Genomic DNA, 16,168 nt, shown 5'->3' with positions numbered 1-16,168 from the left:
CTGGATCATCTTAAATAAAGATATTTTCGAAGGGCTGTCCCAAAAAAGTAGTTAATAACAACTTTTTGGGCGGCCCTTGTTAACTTCATGGATTAATAACTTAATTTTCGAAAAGTATTGTAAAATCATAAGACGGCTTGGTATGATGAAAGCACTTACAATCGTAGACATCTGATGACCTTGTCATCACTTTTTAGAAGAAGAGAGGAGTACTTCTATGAAAGTTTCCTTGTTTATCACTTGCTTAACAGATATTTTTTATCCGGATGTTGGGAAAAATGTTGTAGAGCTTTTAGAGCGCCATGGATGTGAGGTTGATTTTCCTGAGAAGCAAACGTGTTGTGGTCAGCCCGCATTTAACAGTGGGTATCATAAGGATGCGAAAAAAGCGGCAAAGCATATGATTGAGACGTTTGAGCATGCCGAAAAAGTTGTTACGCCGTCTGGGTCTTGTGCCGCTATGTTTAAAGAATACCCATCACTATTGAAAGACGAAATACGGTGGCGTGAGCGGGCAGAACAATTAGCAGGAAAAACATACGAACTCACCCAGTTTTTATATCGTGTGTTACACGTTACTAATACGGGAGCTACTTTACAAGGAGTTGCTACCTATCACACTTCCTGTCATATGGTCCGTCTATTAGGTGAAACAGAGGCACCTTATGTACTTCTTTCTAATGTTCAAGGACTTGAGTTAAAAGAGCTTCCTAATAAACAGAACTGCTGTGGGTTTGGTGGGACCTTTGCTGTGAAAATGAGCACCATTTCCGAACAAATGGTAGATGAAAAAGTAGAGCATATAGAAGAAACAGAAGCTGATGTTCTAATTGGAGCAGACAATGGCTGCCTCATGAACATTGGCGGTCGGATTCAAAAAGAGAAAAAACCTATCAAGGTAATGCATATTGCAGAGGTATTAAATCACAGAGAAATGGGAGGAGGCGACGTATAATGGCGATGAAAATAGGAGGGCGATCGTTTGACAAACGTGCGGAACAAGGGGTACGCGACTCCTATATGAGAGAGACGGTCCGCACAGCTCAGGAACGACTTTATACGAATAAATCCCAAGCGGAAGAAGAGCTGGGGGACTGGGAAGAGTGGCGTTCCCTCTCGGAAAAGATTCGATCTCATACGGTTGACAATCTAGATTACTATTTAGAAAGGCTTAGCGAAAATGTGTCGAAAAATGGGGGGCACGTGTATTTTGCCCAAACTGCTGCTGAAGCGAATCGATATATTCAATCCATTGCCGAAAGAAAAGAAGCAAAGAAAGTGATGAAAGCGAAGTCCATGGTAACTGAAGAAATAAGCATGAATGAGGCATTAGAAGCCACTGGAGTAGAAGTGATTGAATCGGACCTGGGAGAATACATACTACAAATAGATGATCATGATCCTCCCTCTCATATCGTTGCGCCAGCTCTCCATAAAAATAAAGAGCAAATTAAAGACACGTTTTCACGACGGAAAGGGTATCAAAAGACATCTAAGCCGGAAGAGCTGACACAATTCGTCCGAAAAAAGCTTCGTCGAGAATTTCTAGAGGCGGACATCGGTATCACTGGATGTAATTTTGCGGTCGCAGAATCAGGGAGTGTAGCACTTGTTACGAACGAGGGAAATGCAAGGCTTGTCACTACGATTCCTAAAACACATATCGCAGTGATGGGGATGGAGAGAGTGGTGCCTACCTGGGAAGAGCTCGATATTCTCGTTAGTATGCTGTGTCGAAGTGCAGTTGGACAAAAATTAACGAGTTATGTTACCGGGCTGACCGGTCCGAAAGCTCAGGAGGATGTGGACGGCCCCGAAGAATTTCACCTAGTTATCGTCGATAATGGCCGCTCAAATATTCTCGGCACACCTTTTCAATCAGCCCTTCATTGCATTCGCTGTGCGGCTTGTATTAATGTTTGCCCGGTCTATCGGCATATTGGCGGTCATGCCTACGGATCCATTTACCCGGGGCCAATTGGTGCGGTCTTGTCCCCTCTTCTTGAGGGATACGAAGATCACCAAGACTTACCATATGCCTCAAGCCTCTGTGCTGCTTGTACAGATGCCTGTCCGGTAAAAATCCCTCTACACGAACTGCTTGTGGAACACCGGAAAGTGATCGCGCAAGAAAAGAAAACAACATTAGGGGAAACATTTGCTATGAAAGGATTTGGACTAGTGGCGAGCTCTCCCCGTTTATTTGAAATGGCAGCAAAAACAGCTCCCGCTCTGCTCGCTCCGTTTACAAATAAGGAAACGATAGAGAAAGGCCCCGGCCCTTTGAAGGAATGGACGGCAATTAGAGACTTCCCCGGTCCAAAGAAAGAGCGCTTCAGGGATTGGGTAAAAGAAAGAAATAAGGGGGGAGCAGAATGAGTAGCGGAAATGTTCAAAATCAAACAACTTTTCTCAATCACGTGGCAGATAGATTAGGAAGAGAACGACGCACCACGGTGAATCCTCCTAGTTATTTCTCATTCCCTCATCAGAAAATGGGGAAAGAGGCAGACATTAGTGAATTAGCAAAAGTGCTAAAAAAGCAGTGTCTAGCTATTCACACAGATGTGAGAGAGGCAACCATCAACAATTTGAGAGAAGTTATTGATCAGGTATTCGTGGAATACGAAGCGATCACAGCAGCTGTATGGGATGATCCTCGTTTTCATCAATTTGGTTTAGATTCTATAGTAGAACGGCCCCAAGTCTCCGTGTGGGGAGAGGAACCGGGAAGAGAGGCAAATATCCAGGCTGCTGAACAAGCGGATGTCGGTATTACATTTTCGGATTATACGTTAGCTGAGTCTGGTACAGTGGTCATAATGAACGGGGCAGGAAAAGGACTGTCTGTCAGCTTATTGCCAACTAATTATATTGCGATTATACCTCTAAGCACGTTAGTACCACGAATGACACAAGCAACAGCGGCTATTCATGAACAAGCAGAAAAGGGCAGGCGTCTGCCGGCTTGTATTAACTTCATTTCCGGACCAAGTAACAGTGCTGATATTGAATTGGATCTAGTAGTCGGCGTCCATGGGCCGGTACGAGCCTGCTATATTTTAGTCGATGACTTGAAAAAGGAGAAGAAAAATGAGCACGAAACAAATTAAATCAAAAAAAATTTCTGAATTGGTTCGAGAAGAAATTGAACATATGATTAAAAGTGGGGAAGTACAGCCAGGAGACAAATTAGCATCTGTCATCCAGTTAGCCGATGAATTCCAAGTTAGTCGTTCAGCAGTTCGAGAGGCACTGAGCGCATTAAGAGCAGTCGGAGCGGTCACCATAAAACAGGGGGAAGGTACATTTGTCAATCCTTATGATTTCTCCGCAGTTTTTGACCCGTCAGAGCGTATCATTTCGAAGAAAGAGATATTAGAATTGTTGGAAGTACGAAAAATAATGGAAGTAGGTGCAGCAGAGTTGGCTGCGGAAAAGCGAACCGAGTCTCAACTCGAAGCGATGCAAGAAGCACTTCAACATATGAAAGCGGCATCCACTCGTGCAGATATAGGAGAGACGGCAGACATGGCTTTTCACTTAGCTGTGGTAAAAGGGGCACATAACCATATCATCACCGATATGATGACCAAGCTATCGGATACATTGAAAAGAACGATATTTGAAAGCAGGAAGGTCTGGTTATTTTCTGAAAGTCAGACGTTGGAACAGTTATATGACGAGCACGAAGCAATTTACCAGGCGATCAAAAATAAAAACAGGACCGAAGCCAGACAAACCATGCTTCGTCACTTATCAAGCGTAGAGGCTATTATAAGAAGAGAGGAGAACCGGGAAGGATGATCTTTTCTGGTTCTCCTAAAAAAACAATTAATGGTAATATTTAAGTTTTTCATCATTTCTAGTCCGTGTTTGTCCGACTCCTTCCTGAGCTAATTTCAATCGGAATTGCTCATATAAAAAAAGAGCCATCATTTCATAGCGTTCCTTCTCTGAGAGCTCAGAAAATAGTTTCTCAATATCCTTATTACTAAAGCTCTCTAAAATCCCTTCGATGACCACTAGCGCGTCTTCCTCATCACCGGTTAACTTATTCTTATACAACTCATATAGGTTATCAATGAATTCCATGAAATATTCCTCCTACTATATCCTCAATATACCATACCCCATCCGCCAAAGAAAAATTCCCAGGATGAAATGAAAAAATACACAAATTCTATAACAAGGGGTGAAAAAATGGCAGAAGTCAAAAAAGGAAAAAAAGAAGCTTTTTCTAAAAGGAAAACAAATATTGAGGAAGCCGTTGCCCATGGCTTGCAGGCAGACCACCCGTTTCACACGGGCGCTCGGTACTCGGGGAGTGCAGAAGAGGAACCAAGGTTGGTTGAAGAAGACAATGCAGACCTGGCAGATAAAGAAATTTCACAAGTATATCATAACTCTTAAAAAACAGGGCCGCCCCAACAACGTAGAGGCGGCCTGTCCATTCAGCTAAAAAAACAACAGTCCAATAGAGATTGGAATCACACTGTATAGTAGCGTGATCACACAGAAGCCAATTATATCTCTAACTTGTAAACCAGCAATTGCAAGAAGCGGCAATGTCCAAAATGGTTGAATCATGTTGGTCCAAGAGTCACCCCAAGCTACTGCCACAGCCGTCTTAGCCGTATCAACACCGAGCTCAAGAGAAGCTGGTATCATAATCGGGCCTTGAACAGCCCACTGGCCTCCGCCTGATGGTACGAAAAAATTAACCACGCCTGCGCTTAGAAAAGCAAACAGCGGGAAGGTAAATTCATTTGAAATGCTGACAAACCAAAGGGACATTTGTTCGGACAATCCAGAAGCAACCATCATCCCCATAATGCCAGCGTAAAATGGAAATTGAATGATAATTCCTCCTGCATTTTTAACTGCTTCTGCCACACTATTAAGAAAACGACGAGGAGTTTGGTGGAACAAAATGCCGAGAAAGAGAAAGATAAAGTTTACAATGTTAATGTTTAAGTCGAAACCATTTTCTGTAAAATGGTAAATCATAAATACTAAACCTAAAATACCAATTAGGTAGGAGACAATCCGGCTATTTTCTAATCGTTCAGCTGGTGTTTTTTCTTTAGTTTCGTTCTCATCAGGTTCATTGTTGTTATCTTGAGTTGGTTCAGCTGCCGCTGCTGCCATTTGTTCCTTGGATAGTTGTGAACTTGGATCATTAGCAGCGCTCAATAATAATCGATTTAAAAGTGGCAATGTGGCTAAGAGAACGAGAACAATGAAAATATTTGCCGAAGAAAACAATGTCTCGGTTATCGGTATGATTCCTATTAGATCTTCTGCAAAATGTTCGGGAGTGGCGATAGTTAATGGAATGGAGCCGGAAAAACCTCCATGCCATAACAAATAACCACTGTATGCACTGGCCACAAGTAATCGGTAATCTACTGTCGGGACCTTTTGTATCACGTGGCGTGCAAACAAAGCACCAATAACTAATCCAAAACCGTAATTAATTAAGCAGGCAATGCCGGCAACGAAAGTGACGAGTATAATTGCTTGACCGGGAGTATGGGCAAGCTGGGCTAGTTTGGATAATAATGATTTGATAAGGGGTGTATTAGCAAGTATATAGCCTGTAACAACGATTAAGGACATTTGCATGGCAAATGCTAATAGGTCCCAAAAACCATTTCCCCAATACTGCACCATGTCCATCGGTGAACTATCTGTCATACCAATACCTAAGACATATACGATCAATGTCAATATGACTGCGAATAAAAAAGCATCTGGTAAATAGCGGCGGACGAAACGGTCCACTACCATAGTAAATGACTTAAGCATCTATCCTTTCACCTCTCTTTTTGATTATTTTATTGTTGATGTACTTTTGTAAAAGTAGGTCGTTTCTCCCCGTATTGGGTAGCTTGTTCAAATGCATGTCCTACTTGGAGTACTTCAAAGTCTGCTTGATGAGGGCCGATAATTTGGATACCGAGAGGAAGTCCATTTTTCGTGAACCCGCCAGGAACAGACAATGCAGGATTCCCCACGGTGGAAATATAATAGCAAGACCGCATCCAGTCTAAATATGTTTCCATTGGAGTTCCATTTATGTTTGGCGGATACTCTAATTCCGCTTCAAATGGAGGAACCTGGCTGACAGGGAGCAGCAATATGTCATATTTCTCAAAGAAAGTTCTCATGCGATGATAGAGAAGGTTGCGTAATTGTTCAGCTTTACCGATATCAGGGCCGCTGAGTTCTTGTCCTTTTTTAAAGTTCCAGACAAAACTAGGCTTTAAAAGATTCTGAAATGTATTGAAAATTTCTCTATAGGACATCTCAAATTCCCATGCTCGTAATACTTGAAACACTTCTTCTGCTTCTGTAAGGTCAGGGAAATCCATTTCTACTTTGCAGCCTAAATCTTCAAATACTTTGATTTGTTGTTCAAATATCGTTTTTACCTCCGGATCGACAGGAAATAACCCGCCTAGGTCTGTGGAATAAGCTACCCGCTTACCAGATATGCTGTGTTCAAAAGACTCTAAAAAACGTGAACCGGGTTCTTCTATCGATAATGGAGAGCGGTTATCTGGTCCAGACAACACAGACATCATAAAGAAAGCATCTGTCGTGTTCCGGGTAATGGGTCCTTGGACGCCTAACGTAGAGTATAGGGCTGGTTTTGGATAGGTAGGGACTCTTCCTGGAGAAGGTCTCAAGCCAACGACATTGTTAAATGCAGCAGGAAAGCGAAGGGAACCTCCCATATCACTCCCATCAGCAAACGGAATCATACCTGATGTCACTGCAGCTGCAGCTCCACCGCTGCTTCCGCCAGCTGTATAGTTAAGGTTGTATGGGTTGCGGGTGGTGCCGAATACTTCATTAAAAGTATGGGCTCCCGCAGCAAACTCAGGGACATTCGTTTTGCCTAAGACAATAGCACCGGCGTTTTTAATTCTCTCCACCACAAGATCATCCTGTTCGGCAATGTTATCTTGTAATGCAAGGGACCCACTCGTTGTCGGAAAACCTTTTGCGTTATGCGTATCCTTTATAGCAATGGGGAGCCCGTGAAATGGACCAACCGCTTCACCTCTTGCTATTTTTTGATCTGCTTCTTTTGCTTGGGCTAAGGCTGCTTCTTCTTGCATAGAAACAATGGCATTAACCTCGGGGTTGGTTTTATTAATTTGAGTGAGAAATGCTTCCATTACTTCGACAGATGAGATTTTTCGCTGTTTAATCGCTAAAGCTAGTTGTTGAGCTGTCATGTAACAAATATCCAATAGCTAACCCTCCTAATGTATTAGTTTTAAAATTGTCTCTTATTTTTAAATATTAAATAATAAATGAATATAATGCAATTATTATTTTCTTAATATAGAGTTTGATAAGTTAATACTTTTTTGTGACAGCAAAGGTTCAACACGATAACTTAACTATAAATTATTAAAACCGAACATTATGCAAAGCCGGTATTTCAAAAAATTCTCACTAGCACCTGCAGATTTCAATTCATATATTAACGTTTATCCCCTCCACGTTGTCTTCCAACTAAAAATTGTTCCCTTTTCATTTGTGAACGATTAAATATAATTTAAAATTATTGTTCGTTATATAACAATGAAAATGAGTGTAGAGAAGAAAGAATGTAGTTTTTTTATATAGGTTTGAAGGGGGACTGACACAATACGGGTATATTTTCCAATATGTGTGAGAGGTTTGTGAGTGCGCCGCATAATATTTCTGCTTAAAATTAGATCAAGTAAAGTACTTTAGAAAAAATAGACGATAACTGGGTCACTGGGTACTTTTTAATGGTAATAAAAGTAATAAATTTGGTATTAATGTTTTACTAAAATGTCTGTTTCCAAGTTGGTAATATACAAAGATTAACGCCAAAAATTTCCTAAAAGAAGGCTGCATTTCTAAAGTTTTTGGACAGGTTAATGACAAATAAATTGAGCGAGAAAGTGTTAGTCTAATAACAATGTTGGCCAATACTAGAGACACGCCCTGTTTGACAAGTTATTTACCAATCAGAAAAAATAAGGTAGTGTGTTGCTTGTAGTGTTAATAATAATAACAGAGGGAGATGGAAATGAGTAAAGACTCTCGAAAAGTAGTGATTCTTCATGCTGCGGCAAGAATTGTAAAAGAAAGAGGGATTTTCAATTTAACGTTGGAAGCGGCAGCAAGAGAAGCCGGTATGAGTAAGGGTGGGTTATTGTATCACTTTCCATCGAAGGAAGCACTTGTTCAAGGAATGGTCGAACACCTCGCAAACAATTATATGACGAAGATAGAGGAAAACGCCGAGAACGACCCTGTAGATGAGGGGAAATGGACAAGGGCATTTTTAAACGTCACCTTTAATCAAACATATCAAAATAAGGATATGAATGCGGGTCTGCTTGCTGCGAAAGCGGTAAAACCTGAGCTGCTGCAGCCAATTAATAAGGCCTATGCTAAATGGCAGGAGCATATTGAAAATGATGGCTTAGACCCTGTTACTGCCACTATCATTCGATTAGCTACTGATGGAATATGGTTATCTGAGTTATTTGAAATACATCACCTGGATGACGAGATTCGAAACCAAGTTTTACAAACATTAGAAGAATGGGCAAATAATAAGAAATGCATATAAAAAAGCACTTGTCGTAATTTTACGGCCGGTGCTTTTTTGCTGTGCAGAGGCTTTATAACAAGAATTAGCTCATAATAATAAAAACTAACGTTGAAAAAAGACCGTCCGGATGGTATAGTAATTTTTGTTGTGTTATTCAAGCTAAGAAAGCAAAAGATAGAGAGAATATCCAGAAGGGGGCATTCCATTGTCTAACAAAGTAGTGATCACGGCTGCCGTAACAGGGGCAGGAGATACAATAAAGAAAAATCCTCATGTTCCAGTCACGCCAAAAGAAATAGCAGACTCAGCAATAGAATCTGCAAAAGCAGGTGCTGCTATTGCTCACATTCACGCTAGAAATCCCGATACAGGCGGGATTAGTCACAATGTTGACCATTATCGGGAGATCGTAGAACGGATTCGTGAATCGGAAACTGATGTAATTATCAATATTACATCCGGTGGGGGAGGGGATTTTATCCCAGATGAAGCCGACCCTGAACGTGGCGGGGAAGGCACAGACATTCAAACCCCAGCAGAAAGGCATAATCCTGTAAAAGAACTGCTGCCGGAAATGTGTACACTAGATTGCGGCAGCTTAAATTTTGGCAATATGATTTACATGAGTCCGGCAGACTGGCTCCGTAAACAGGCGAAACTTGTCCAAGAGAGCGGTGTGAAACCTGAATTAGAGTGTTTTGATACAGGTCATTTGCGTTTTGCCCAACAACTCATTGACGAGGGTCTTATAGACGGGGATCCAATTTTTCAATTTTGCTTAGGCATTCCATGGGGAGCTGAGGCTGATGTGGAAACAATTTTGTACATGAAAAGTAGAATTCCAGATAATGCTCATTGGTCTGCATTTGGAATAGGCCGTATGCAGTTGCCAATTGCATCTCAATCTGCTCTTTTAGGCGGGAATGTACGAGTGGGATTAGAGGATAATATATATTTAACGAAAGGTGTTCCGGCTCGCAATGAACAGCTTGTAGAAAAAGCAGTGTCTATTTTACAAGGAAATGGACAAGAACCAATGAGTCCAAAAGAAGCACGGAAACATTTAGGCTTACGAGACCCTCATAAGGAGAGTAGCATATGAAAGATGTTCAAATAAATAAAATAGCAGTCGTGGGTACCGGTGTTATAGGTAATGGTTGGATTGCCCGCGCATTAGCTCAAGGTTTTGATGTTATTGCAACAGACCCTGCTGAAGGGGCAGAAGACAGAATGCGAGAGGCAGTAGATCGGGCGTGGCCTTCTTTAACAAAAAGCGGGCTTGCACCTACCGCTTCTCGTGAAAGGTTGACATTCACTTCTGATATAGAAACAGCTGTAGAAGATGCGGATCTTATACAAGAAAATGTGCCAGAAAGAGAAGAGTTAAAAAGAAAGGTCCTTCAAACAATTGATACATTCGCAAAAAAAGATGCAATCATTGCGTCAAGCACTTCTGGAATAAAACCTACCGTTTTGCAACAAGACTGCATGTACCCAGAAAGGGTCATTGTTGCCCATCCGTTTAATCCTGTCTACATCCTTCCGCTAGTCGAAATTGTTGGTGGGGAAAAGACAAATTCTAGTGTATTGGAACGTGCTGTTGCCATCTATGAAAAATTAAATATGAAACCATTAGTTATACGCCATGAGATTGAAGGACATGTGGCTGACCGTTTAATGGAAGCACTTTGGAGAGAAGCCCTGCATCTTGTAAATGACGGTATTGCAACGACGGAGGAAGTGGATGCTGCGATTATTTATGGTGCTGGACTGCGTTGGGCTCAGATGGGACCATTTTTGACTTTCCATTTAGCGGGCGGAGACCAAGGGATGCGTCATATGCTTGGACAATTCGGTCCGGCACTGAAGCTCCCATGGACGAAGCTTGAAGCCCCTGAATTGACAGAAGAACTAAAAGAAAAAGTCATACAAGGTTGTGAACAGCAGGCTGGGAATACATCCATAGCCGAATTAGAGGAAAAGCGGAATGAATTTTTAGTCCGTCTCTTGGATTTAGTAGAAGAATATCGAACTGAATCTGAATCGATTTCTTAAAGAAAGGAGCAATATCTTGATAGAGACCTCGACTTTATTGAAATCTCAAGTGGATAGCAACTGGGTGGACTATAACGGCCATATGAACGATGCTGCATATGCCCTTGTATTCAGCAAAGCCGTCGATCAATTAATGATAGACATTGGATTAGACGAAGCGGCACGGGAAAAACTATCTTACACGATTTATACCCTGGAAACCCATTTGTGTTATTTAAAGGAAGCACACGAAGGGGAAATGCTAAATATTTCACTGCAACTTTTAGATCGTGACCCCAAACGATTGCATGTCTTTTTTGTTATGAAAAATGCCGCTGGGGAAAAAATCGCGACAAGTGAACAAATGTTGATGGGAATGAATAGTGAGGAAAATCGTCCTGTGCCGTTTCCAGAACCGATAGAAGAAAAAATTAAAGAATTGCCGCAAGGATTATCAGAATGGCCAAAGGAAGCGGGACGGAAAATAGGTATAAGAAAAAAACAGTAAACGTCGGAGGAATGAAGACTATCTTGGCGTAATGTGTATTATTTTAAGCCTTAAAAGAGATTTATGCGGAAGACTCCCTCCTTTTTCAATGTTGCCGTTCCTCAACCTGAATGTTAAGGTAATAATTGTGTAAAAAACCGTCCGGATGGTCTACTTTATCTAGGGAAAGTAGAAACAAGCTAAAAAATAGGAGAGGATGCTATGAATAAGATTGAAGTGAATAATCTTACGAAGATCTTTGGTTCCCATCCTCAGCAAGGTCTTAAGAGGTTGAGCAATGGTGAAAGTAAAGACGATATTCTTGAAGAAACTGGAATGACGGTTGGTGTAAACCAAGCTTCTTTTACAATACAGCCAGGCGAAATGTTTGTGATTATGGGATTATCTGGAAGTGGGAAATCTACATTAATTAGATTAATTAATCGTTTGATTGAACCTACCGACGGAGAAGTTCTCATCGATGGACACGATATTACAAAAATGGATAAATCAGAACTTATTGAAACGAGACGTAAAAAATTAGGGATGGTTTTCCAGCATTTTGGCTTATTCAGTCATCGTACCATTTTATCGAACATTGCTTACGGTATGGAGATCCAAGGGATGGCTAAAGACGAACGGGAAGAAATAGCAATGAAAACATTAGAAGACGTAGGACTCAAAGGGTATGAACATAGTTATCCCAATCAATTAAGCGGCGGAATGCAGCAGCGTGTTGGATTGGGAAGAGCTCTTGCGAATGATACCGATATTTTATTAATGGATGAAGCGTTTAGTGCACTCGATCCATTGATACGTAAGGAAATGCAGGACGAATTGATACGGATACAAAGCAGGCTTGGTAAAACTGTTTTATTTATTACCCATGACCTGGATGAAGCGCTAAAGCTTGGAGATCGTATTGCTATTATGAAAGATGGTCAAATTGTTCAAATTGGAACGCCGGAAGAAATTTTAGAAAAACCGGCAGATGACTATGTATCAAATTTTGTAAGAGATGTGGACCGATCGAAAGTACTGGAAGCATCTCACGTAATGAAAACACCTGAAGTACTGCTCTCTTATAAAGATGGACCGCGTGTAGCGATCCGCAAAATGGAAGAAGCCGGTGCCTCAAGTATTTTTGTTGTCGATCAGGAGAAACAATTCAAGGGATTGTTAACAATAGACGATGCGGTAAAAGCTCATAATGAAGATATTCCGATTCAGGACTTACTAATTAAAGATGTGGATAAGACGTCCCCGCATACTTTCTTAAATGATTTGATCGGAACAGCCGTCCAAGCAAAATATCCTATTGCAGTAATTGAAGATGGAAAGCTGTTAGGTATTGTTTCCCGAGTATCTATTCTTTCAGGACTTGTTCTTGGAAAAGAGAAAGGAGACGAACAGACCTCATGAACTATTTTGACTTCCCACTAGAAGAGTGGACAAATACATTTGTTGACGATTGGCTGTTACCAGTTTGGGGAGATTTTTTTGATGTTATAAGCAATGTCCTCACCGTAATTATTGATGGAGTAACTAATGGACTTCTGTTTATCCCGCCCGAAGTACTAACCATCCTGTTAATCATAGTTGCTTGGAAGTACGCGGGTAAGGGGGTCGCTCTCTTTTCCCTCATTGGATGTGTCTTCCTAGGATCTGTCGAATTATGGCCAGAGGCAATGCAAACACTTGCTATTGTACTTGTAGCAACATTTATTTCCGTTGTTATTGGAATACCAGTCGGTATTTTAAGCGCAACGAATGCCGCCGTTGATAAAGTTGTTCGTCCTATTCTGGACTTCATGCAGACACTACCAAGCTTTGTTTATTTAATCCCGGCTATTTTGTTGTTTGGTCTAGGTGGTGTACCAGCAGTTATTGCGACTTTTGTGTTCGCGGCTCCCCCAGCTGTTCGTATGACAGCTTTAGGGATAAGACAAGTGCCGAATGATGTTATTGAGGCATCAAAAGCTTTTGGATCTACTTCCAAGCAATTATTATTTAAAGTACAGCTCCCATTGGCGATGCCAACTATTATGGCAGGTATCAACCAAACGATGATGCTAGCGTTATCTATGGCAGTTGTAGCTTCGATGATTGGTGCACCGGGCCTTGGCACCACAGTATTAACTGGAATTTCCCGAGTAAACGTTGGATTAGGTTTAGTAGGGGGATTAGGCATTGTTGTTCTAGCTATTGTGTTGGATCGTATTACTCAAAGTTTTGGAAAAAAAGCTTAACGAAAAAGGAGAAGGGTCATTATTATGAAAAAAGTGCTATTTAGTTTAATGACAGTATTACTAATACTTATGATTGCTGGCTGCGGCGCTGGCGATACAGAAGAAGAAAATAATGAAGAAGCAGCAGAAGAAAATACAAAAGATCAGACAATTACATTTGGTGTTACGCCATGGACAAGTACTGTTCCACCGACAAAAATTGCTCGCTTGATTGTAGAAGACATGGGATATGAGGTAGAAGAAATAAGCGCAGATGTCAGCAGTATTTATGTTGGTCTCTCACGTGGAGATATCAGTGCCTACATGGACTCCTGGATGCCAGTGCATGAAACTTATCTTAATAAATATGAAGAGAATGTGGAAAAAACAGCGAAAAGTTACGGCCCAACTGAATCGGGTGTGGTCGTCCCAGAATATATGGAAGACGTAGAAAAAGTTTCAGATTTAAAAGGAAAAGAAGAGATGCTTGATCATACGTTTTACGGATTGGAAAAAGGCGGAAGTAACGCTGAGGTAATTGATGACTTTATTGAGGAGTATGATTTAGATCTTGAACAACTTAACTCTTCAGAGGGCGGCATGCTTGCGGAAGCGAGACGACACATGACAGATGAAGAACCTGTTGTTTTTTATGGATGGCGTCCTCATACGATGTTCAATAAAATGGATATCAAAGTATTAGAAGACGAAAAGAAAGTGAAAGAAGATTCTTCTGTTTATGTGATGACGAATAAAGAGTTGAAAGAAAGCGCACCGGATGTATATGAATTTTTAAGTAATTGGAGTATCGAAATCGACGACTTGGAAGAAATGATGATGAAAATTGAAGATGAAGGTCAAGATCCGGAAGAGGTTGCGCGCGAATGGGTAGATAATAACCAAGACAAAGTAAACGAAATGATCAATGGTGAAGAATAAAGAAAGAATACGTCTGTGCCGGAAGAGAGTTTTTCCGGTAGAGGCGTATTTGTTTAAACAGGAGATGGAGTAAATATGACGAAAGCAAACCAAATTATCGTAGAAAGAGATGTTCCATGTAAAGTTAGGGATGGCGTTACGCTATATGCCAATATCTATCGTCCCCAGGAAGAGGGGAAATACCCGGTATTATTATCGCGGTTACCCTATAATAAAAACCTTCCAAGATATTCACACTATTACATTGATCCGTTCCGCATGGCGCTCGCGGGGTACGTCGTAATTATTCAAGATGTTCGTGGCCGTTTTGCTTCCGAAGGAGAATTTAACCCATTAATACAAGAAATTGAAGATGGATATGATGTAGTGGAATGGGCAGCTCATTTACCATTTACAAATGGTAAAGTGGGAATGTTCGGGCTTTCTTATTATGGTGTGACTCAGTTATATGCGGCACTGGCTCATCCCCCTTCACTTAAGGCAATCTTTCCCGCTATGACAGCTGGACAATTGCGACATGGGCTATCGAGCAGATTGGGGGTTCCTGAGCTTGTGTTTTTAGAGACTTGGTTTTTGGAATCTATAGCACCTGATTATTTAAAACGAAAATTAGGATCTGAATATGAGAATGTAAAAAAAGAAATTGTGAAAGACTTAAACAACATTGACGAATGGCATAAACACCTTCCTATAAAAGAATGGCCTCCTATTAAAAAGCACCCGGAATTAGAAAAGCTCTTTCATAAATATATTGACCAAGATGTAAAAAGTGAACTTGTTACTAAGACACCCCATAGGTCACAAGGGTTATGGGATATTGATGTTCCTGCGTACCATCTAGCAGGGTGGTACGATAGTCATCTAGGTACGACATTAATGAATTATAAAGAAATGAAGGAATCTCAGAACAATCAACCTCAAAAGCTCATTGTAGGTCCATGGGCCCACGGGAATTTTGACTCTATTATTGGAGAGAGATTTTTCGGTATCCACAGCGAGGGAAGCTTCATTGATGAAAAAGATGACATCACTTCTCTTCATATAAAATGGTATGACCAATGGTTAAAAGAAGAGGAGCCATCTGATGTTGACCAGGATGATCCGGTGAAGATTTTCGTTATGGGTGTAAATAAATGGCGCTCGGAAAAAGAATGGCCTTTAAAACGCACCTCTTATACTTCTTTCTACCTTCATAGTAATGGAAACGCTGGAAAGGATATGGAATCAGGGACGTTAAACACAACGCCACCTGAGAATGAACCAGCTGATACATTTATTTATGATCCCGATAATCCGGTTCCAACAAAGGGTGGAGGGACATTGTTTTTCAAAGGGAAAAATGCAGGACCAATGGATCAACAGGAAATTGAGAAAAGAGAAGATGTCCTCGTTTACACTACCCCCCCTCTTGAAAAGTCTGTAGAAGTAACAGGACCTATAAAAATGTATTTGTGGGTGAGCACTGATGCACCTGATACCGATTTTACAGCGAAATTAGTAGATGTATTTCCAGATGGAAGATCATTTAATTTGACGGATGGAATTGTACGTATGAAAACCCAAAATACAAGAGGATCAGAAAATGACCAGAAAGATAAAGTGAGGCAAGTTGAAATCGATTTATGGGCAACGAGTAATGTATTCCTGCCAGGGCATTCCATTCGAGTAGAAGTGTCTTCCAGTAACTTTCCTCGCTTTGCTGTAAATCCGAATACTGGAGAAACGACCATGGAAACTAGTGAAGTAGTGAAGGCTGTTCAAACAGTGTATCATGATCAGGATTATCCTTCTTTTATTCTTCTTCCGATTATACCTGTTGAATAGAGACATATGGAGTTTCTGTTTGTATAGATTTTATTTCATCGGCGG

At 41.0% G+C, this 16,168-nt stretch carries 16 protein-coding genes; 13 read left to right on the top strand and 3 right to left on the bottom strand.

Annotated elements, in window-relative coordinates; genetic code table 11:
• Positions 1-217: 217 nt before the first annotated feature.
• Genes BM095_RS10745 through BM095_RS10730 form a run of 4 tightly spaced genes read left to right on the top strand, consistent with a single transcriptional unit; the run spans position 218 to position 3,807 of the window.
• Positions 218-955: a (Fe-S)-binding protein gene (locus tag BM095_RS10745; RefSeq protein ID WP_091661467.1), complete on the top strand. Its 738-nt coding sequence runs from the start codon at positions 218-220 to the stop codon at positions 953-955.
• The gene (locus BM095_RS10740; protein ID WP_091661464.1) at positions 955-2,379 is read left to right on the top strand and encodes a LutB/LldF family L-lactate oxidation iron-sulfur protein; all 1,425 of its coding nucleotides are present in this window, start codon (positions 955-957) and stop codon (positions 2,377-2,379) included. Before BM095_RS10745 ends, BM095_RS10740 begins: the two co-directional genes overlap by 1 nt.
• The gene (locus BM095_RS10735; RefSeq protein WP_091661461.1) at positions 2,376-3,113 is read left to right on the top strand and encodes a LutC/YkgG family protein; all 738 of its coding nucleotides are present in this window, start codon (positions 2,376-2,378) and stop codon (positions 3,111-3,113) included. The genes BM095_RS10740 and BM095_RS10735 overlap by 4 nt, the downstream gene beginning before the upstream one ends.
• The gene (locus tag BM095_RS10730; RefSeq protein WP_091661458.1) at positions 3,094-3,807 is read left to right on the top strand and encodes a FadR/GntR family transcriptional regulator; all 714 of its coding nucleotides are present in this window, start codon (positions 3,094-3,096) and stop codon (positions 3,805-3,807) included. The genes BM095_RS10735 and BM095_RS10730 overlap by 20 nt, the downstream gene beginning before the upstream one ends.
• Before the next feature lie 27 nt (positions 3,808-3,834).
• Here the strand turns inward: BM095_RS10730 and BM095_RS10725 are convergent, their stop codons facing one another.
• Positions 3,835-4,095: a DUF6154 family protein gene (locus BM095_RS10725; protein ID WP_091661456.1), complete on the bottom strand. Its 261-nt coding sequence runs from the start codon at positions 4,093-4,095 to the stop codon at positions 3,835-3,837.
• A gap of 108 nt (positions 4,096-4,203) precedes the next feature.
• Between BM095_RS10725 and BM095_RS10720 the strand changes: the two genes are divergently transcribed.
• Positions 4,204-4,413 (top strand): hypothetical protein, encoded by a 210-nt coding sequence (locus BM095_RS10720; RefSeq protein ID WP_091661453.1) that lies wholly within the window; start codon positions 4,204-4,206, stop codon positions 4,411-4,413.
• A 45-nt stretch (positions 4,414-4,458) separates the two neighbouring features.
• Here the strand turns inward: BM095_RS10720 and BM095_RS10715 are convergent, their stop codons facing one another.
• Both BM095_RS10715 and BM095_RS10710 read right to left on the bottom strand, forming a co-directional pair.
• Complete coding sequence (locus BM095_RS10715) at positions 4,459-5,811, bottom strand: short-chain fatty acid transporter (RefSeq protein WP_091661451.1); 1,353 nt, start codon at positions 5,809-5,811, stop codon at positions 4,459-4,461.
• A 29-nt stretch (positions 5,812-5,840) separates the two neighbouring features.
• On the bottom strand, positions 5,841-7,265 hold the full coding sequence (locus BM095_RS10710) for an amidase (protein WP_245757879.1): 1,425 nt from the start codon (positions 7,263-7,265) through the stop codon (positions 5,841-5,843).
• An 815-nt stretch (positions 7,266-8,080) separates the two neighbouring features.
• Here BM095_RS10710 and BM095_RS10705 point away from each other — a divergent pair.
• From BM095_RS10705 to BM095_RS10670, 8 genes are all read left to right on the top strand, one after another.
• Entirely contained in the window at positions 8,081-8,629 is a 549-nt protein-coding gene (locus tag BM095_RS10705) for a TetR/AcrR family transcriptional regulator (protein ID WP_091661448.1), read from the top strand.
• 187 nt (positions 8,630-8,816) lie between these two features.
• Positions 8,817-9,713, top strand: coding sequence for a BKACE family enzyme (locus tag BM095_RS10700; protein WP_091661446.1), 897 nt, complete (start codon positions 8,817-8,819; stop codon positions 9,711-9,713).
• Positions 9,710-10,666, top strand: a complete 957-nt coding sequence (locus tag BM095_RS10695; RefSeq protein WP_091661443.1) for an L-carnitine dehydrogenase — start codon at positions 9,710-9,712, stop codon at positions 10,664-10,666. Before BM095_RS10700 ends, BM095_RS10695 begins: the two co-directional genes overlap by 4 nt.
• Before the next feature lie 16 nt (positions 10,667-10,682).
• Positions 10,683-11,153 carry a thioesterase family protein gene (locus tag BM095_RS10690; protein ID WP_245757878.1) on the top strand — a complete coding sequence of 157 codons (471 nt, stop codon included), beginning with the start codon at positions 10,683-10,685 and terminating at the stop codon, positions 11,151-11,153.
• A gap of 201 nt (positions 11,154-11,354) precedes the next feature.
• A complete protein-coding gene (locus BM095_RS10685; RefSeq protein WP_091661440.1) occupies positions 11,355-12,554 on the top strand; it encodes a quaternary amine ABC transporter ATP-binding protein in 1,200 nt (399 codons plus the stop codon).
• The gene (locus BM095_RS10680; RefSeq protein WP_091661438.1) at positions 12,551-13,381 is read left to right on the top strand and encodes an ABC transporter permease; all 831 of its coding nucleotides are present in this window, start codon (positions 12,551-12,553) and stop codon (positions 13,379-13,381) included. Before BM095_RS10685 ends, BM095_RS10680 begins: the two co-directional genes overlap by 4 nt.
• Positions 13,382-13,405: 24 nt before the next feature.
• Positions 13,406-14,299: a glycine betaine ABC transporter substrate-binding protein gene (locus BM095_RS10675; RefSeq protein WP_091661435.1), complete on the top strand. Its 894-nt coding sequence runs from the start codon at positions 13,406-13,408 to the stop codon at positions 14,297-14,299.
• A 75-nt stretch (positions 14,300-14,374) separates the two neighbouring features.
• Entirely contained in the window at positions 14,375-16,123 is a 1,749-nt protein-coding gene (locus BM095_RS10670; RefSeq protein ID WP_091661432.1) for a CocE/NonD family hydrolase, read from the top strand.
• The last annotated feature ends 45 nt before the right edge of the window (positions 16,124-16,168 follow it).

It is taken from the genome of Alteribacillus iranensis (assembly GCF_900113025.1).
GTDB classification, from domain to species: Bacteria; Bacillota; Bacilli; order Bacillales; family Marinococcaceae; genus Alteribacillus_A; species Alteribacillus_A iranensis.
This window is presented reverse-complemented; position numbering and strand designations above follow the sequence as displayed.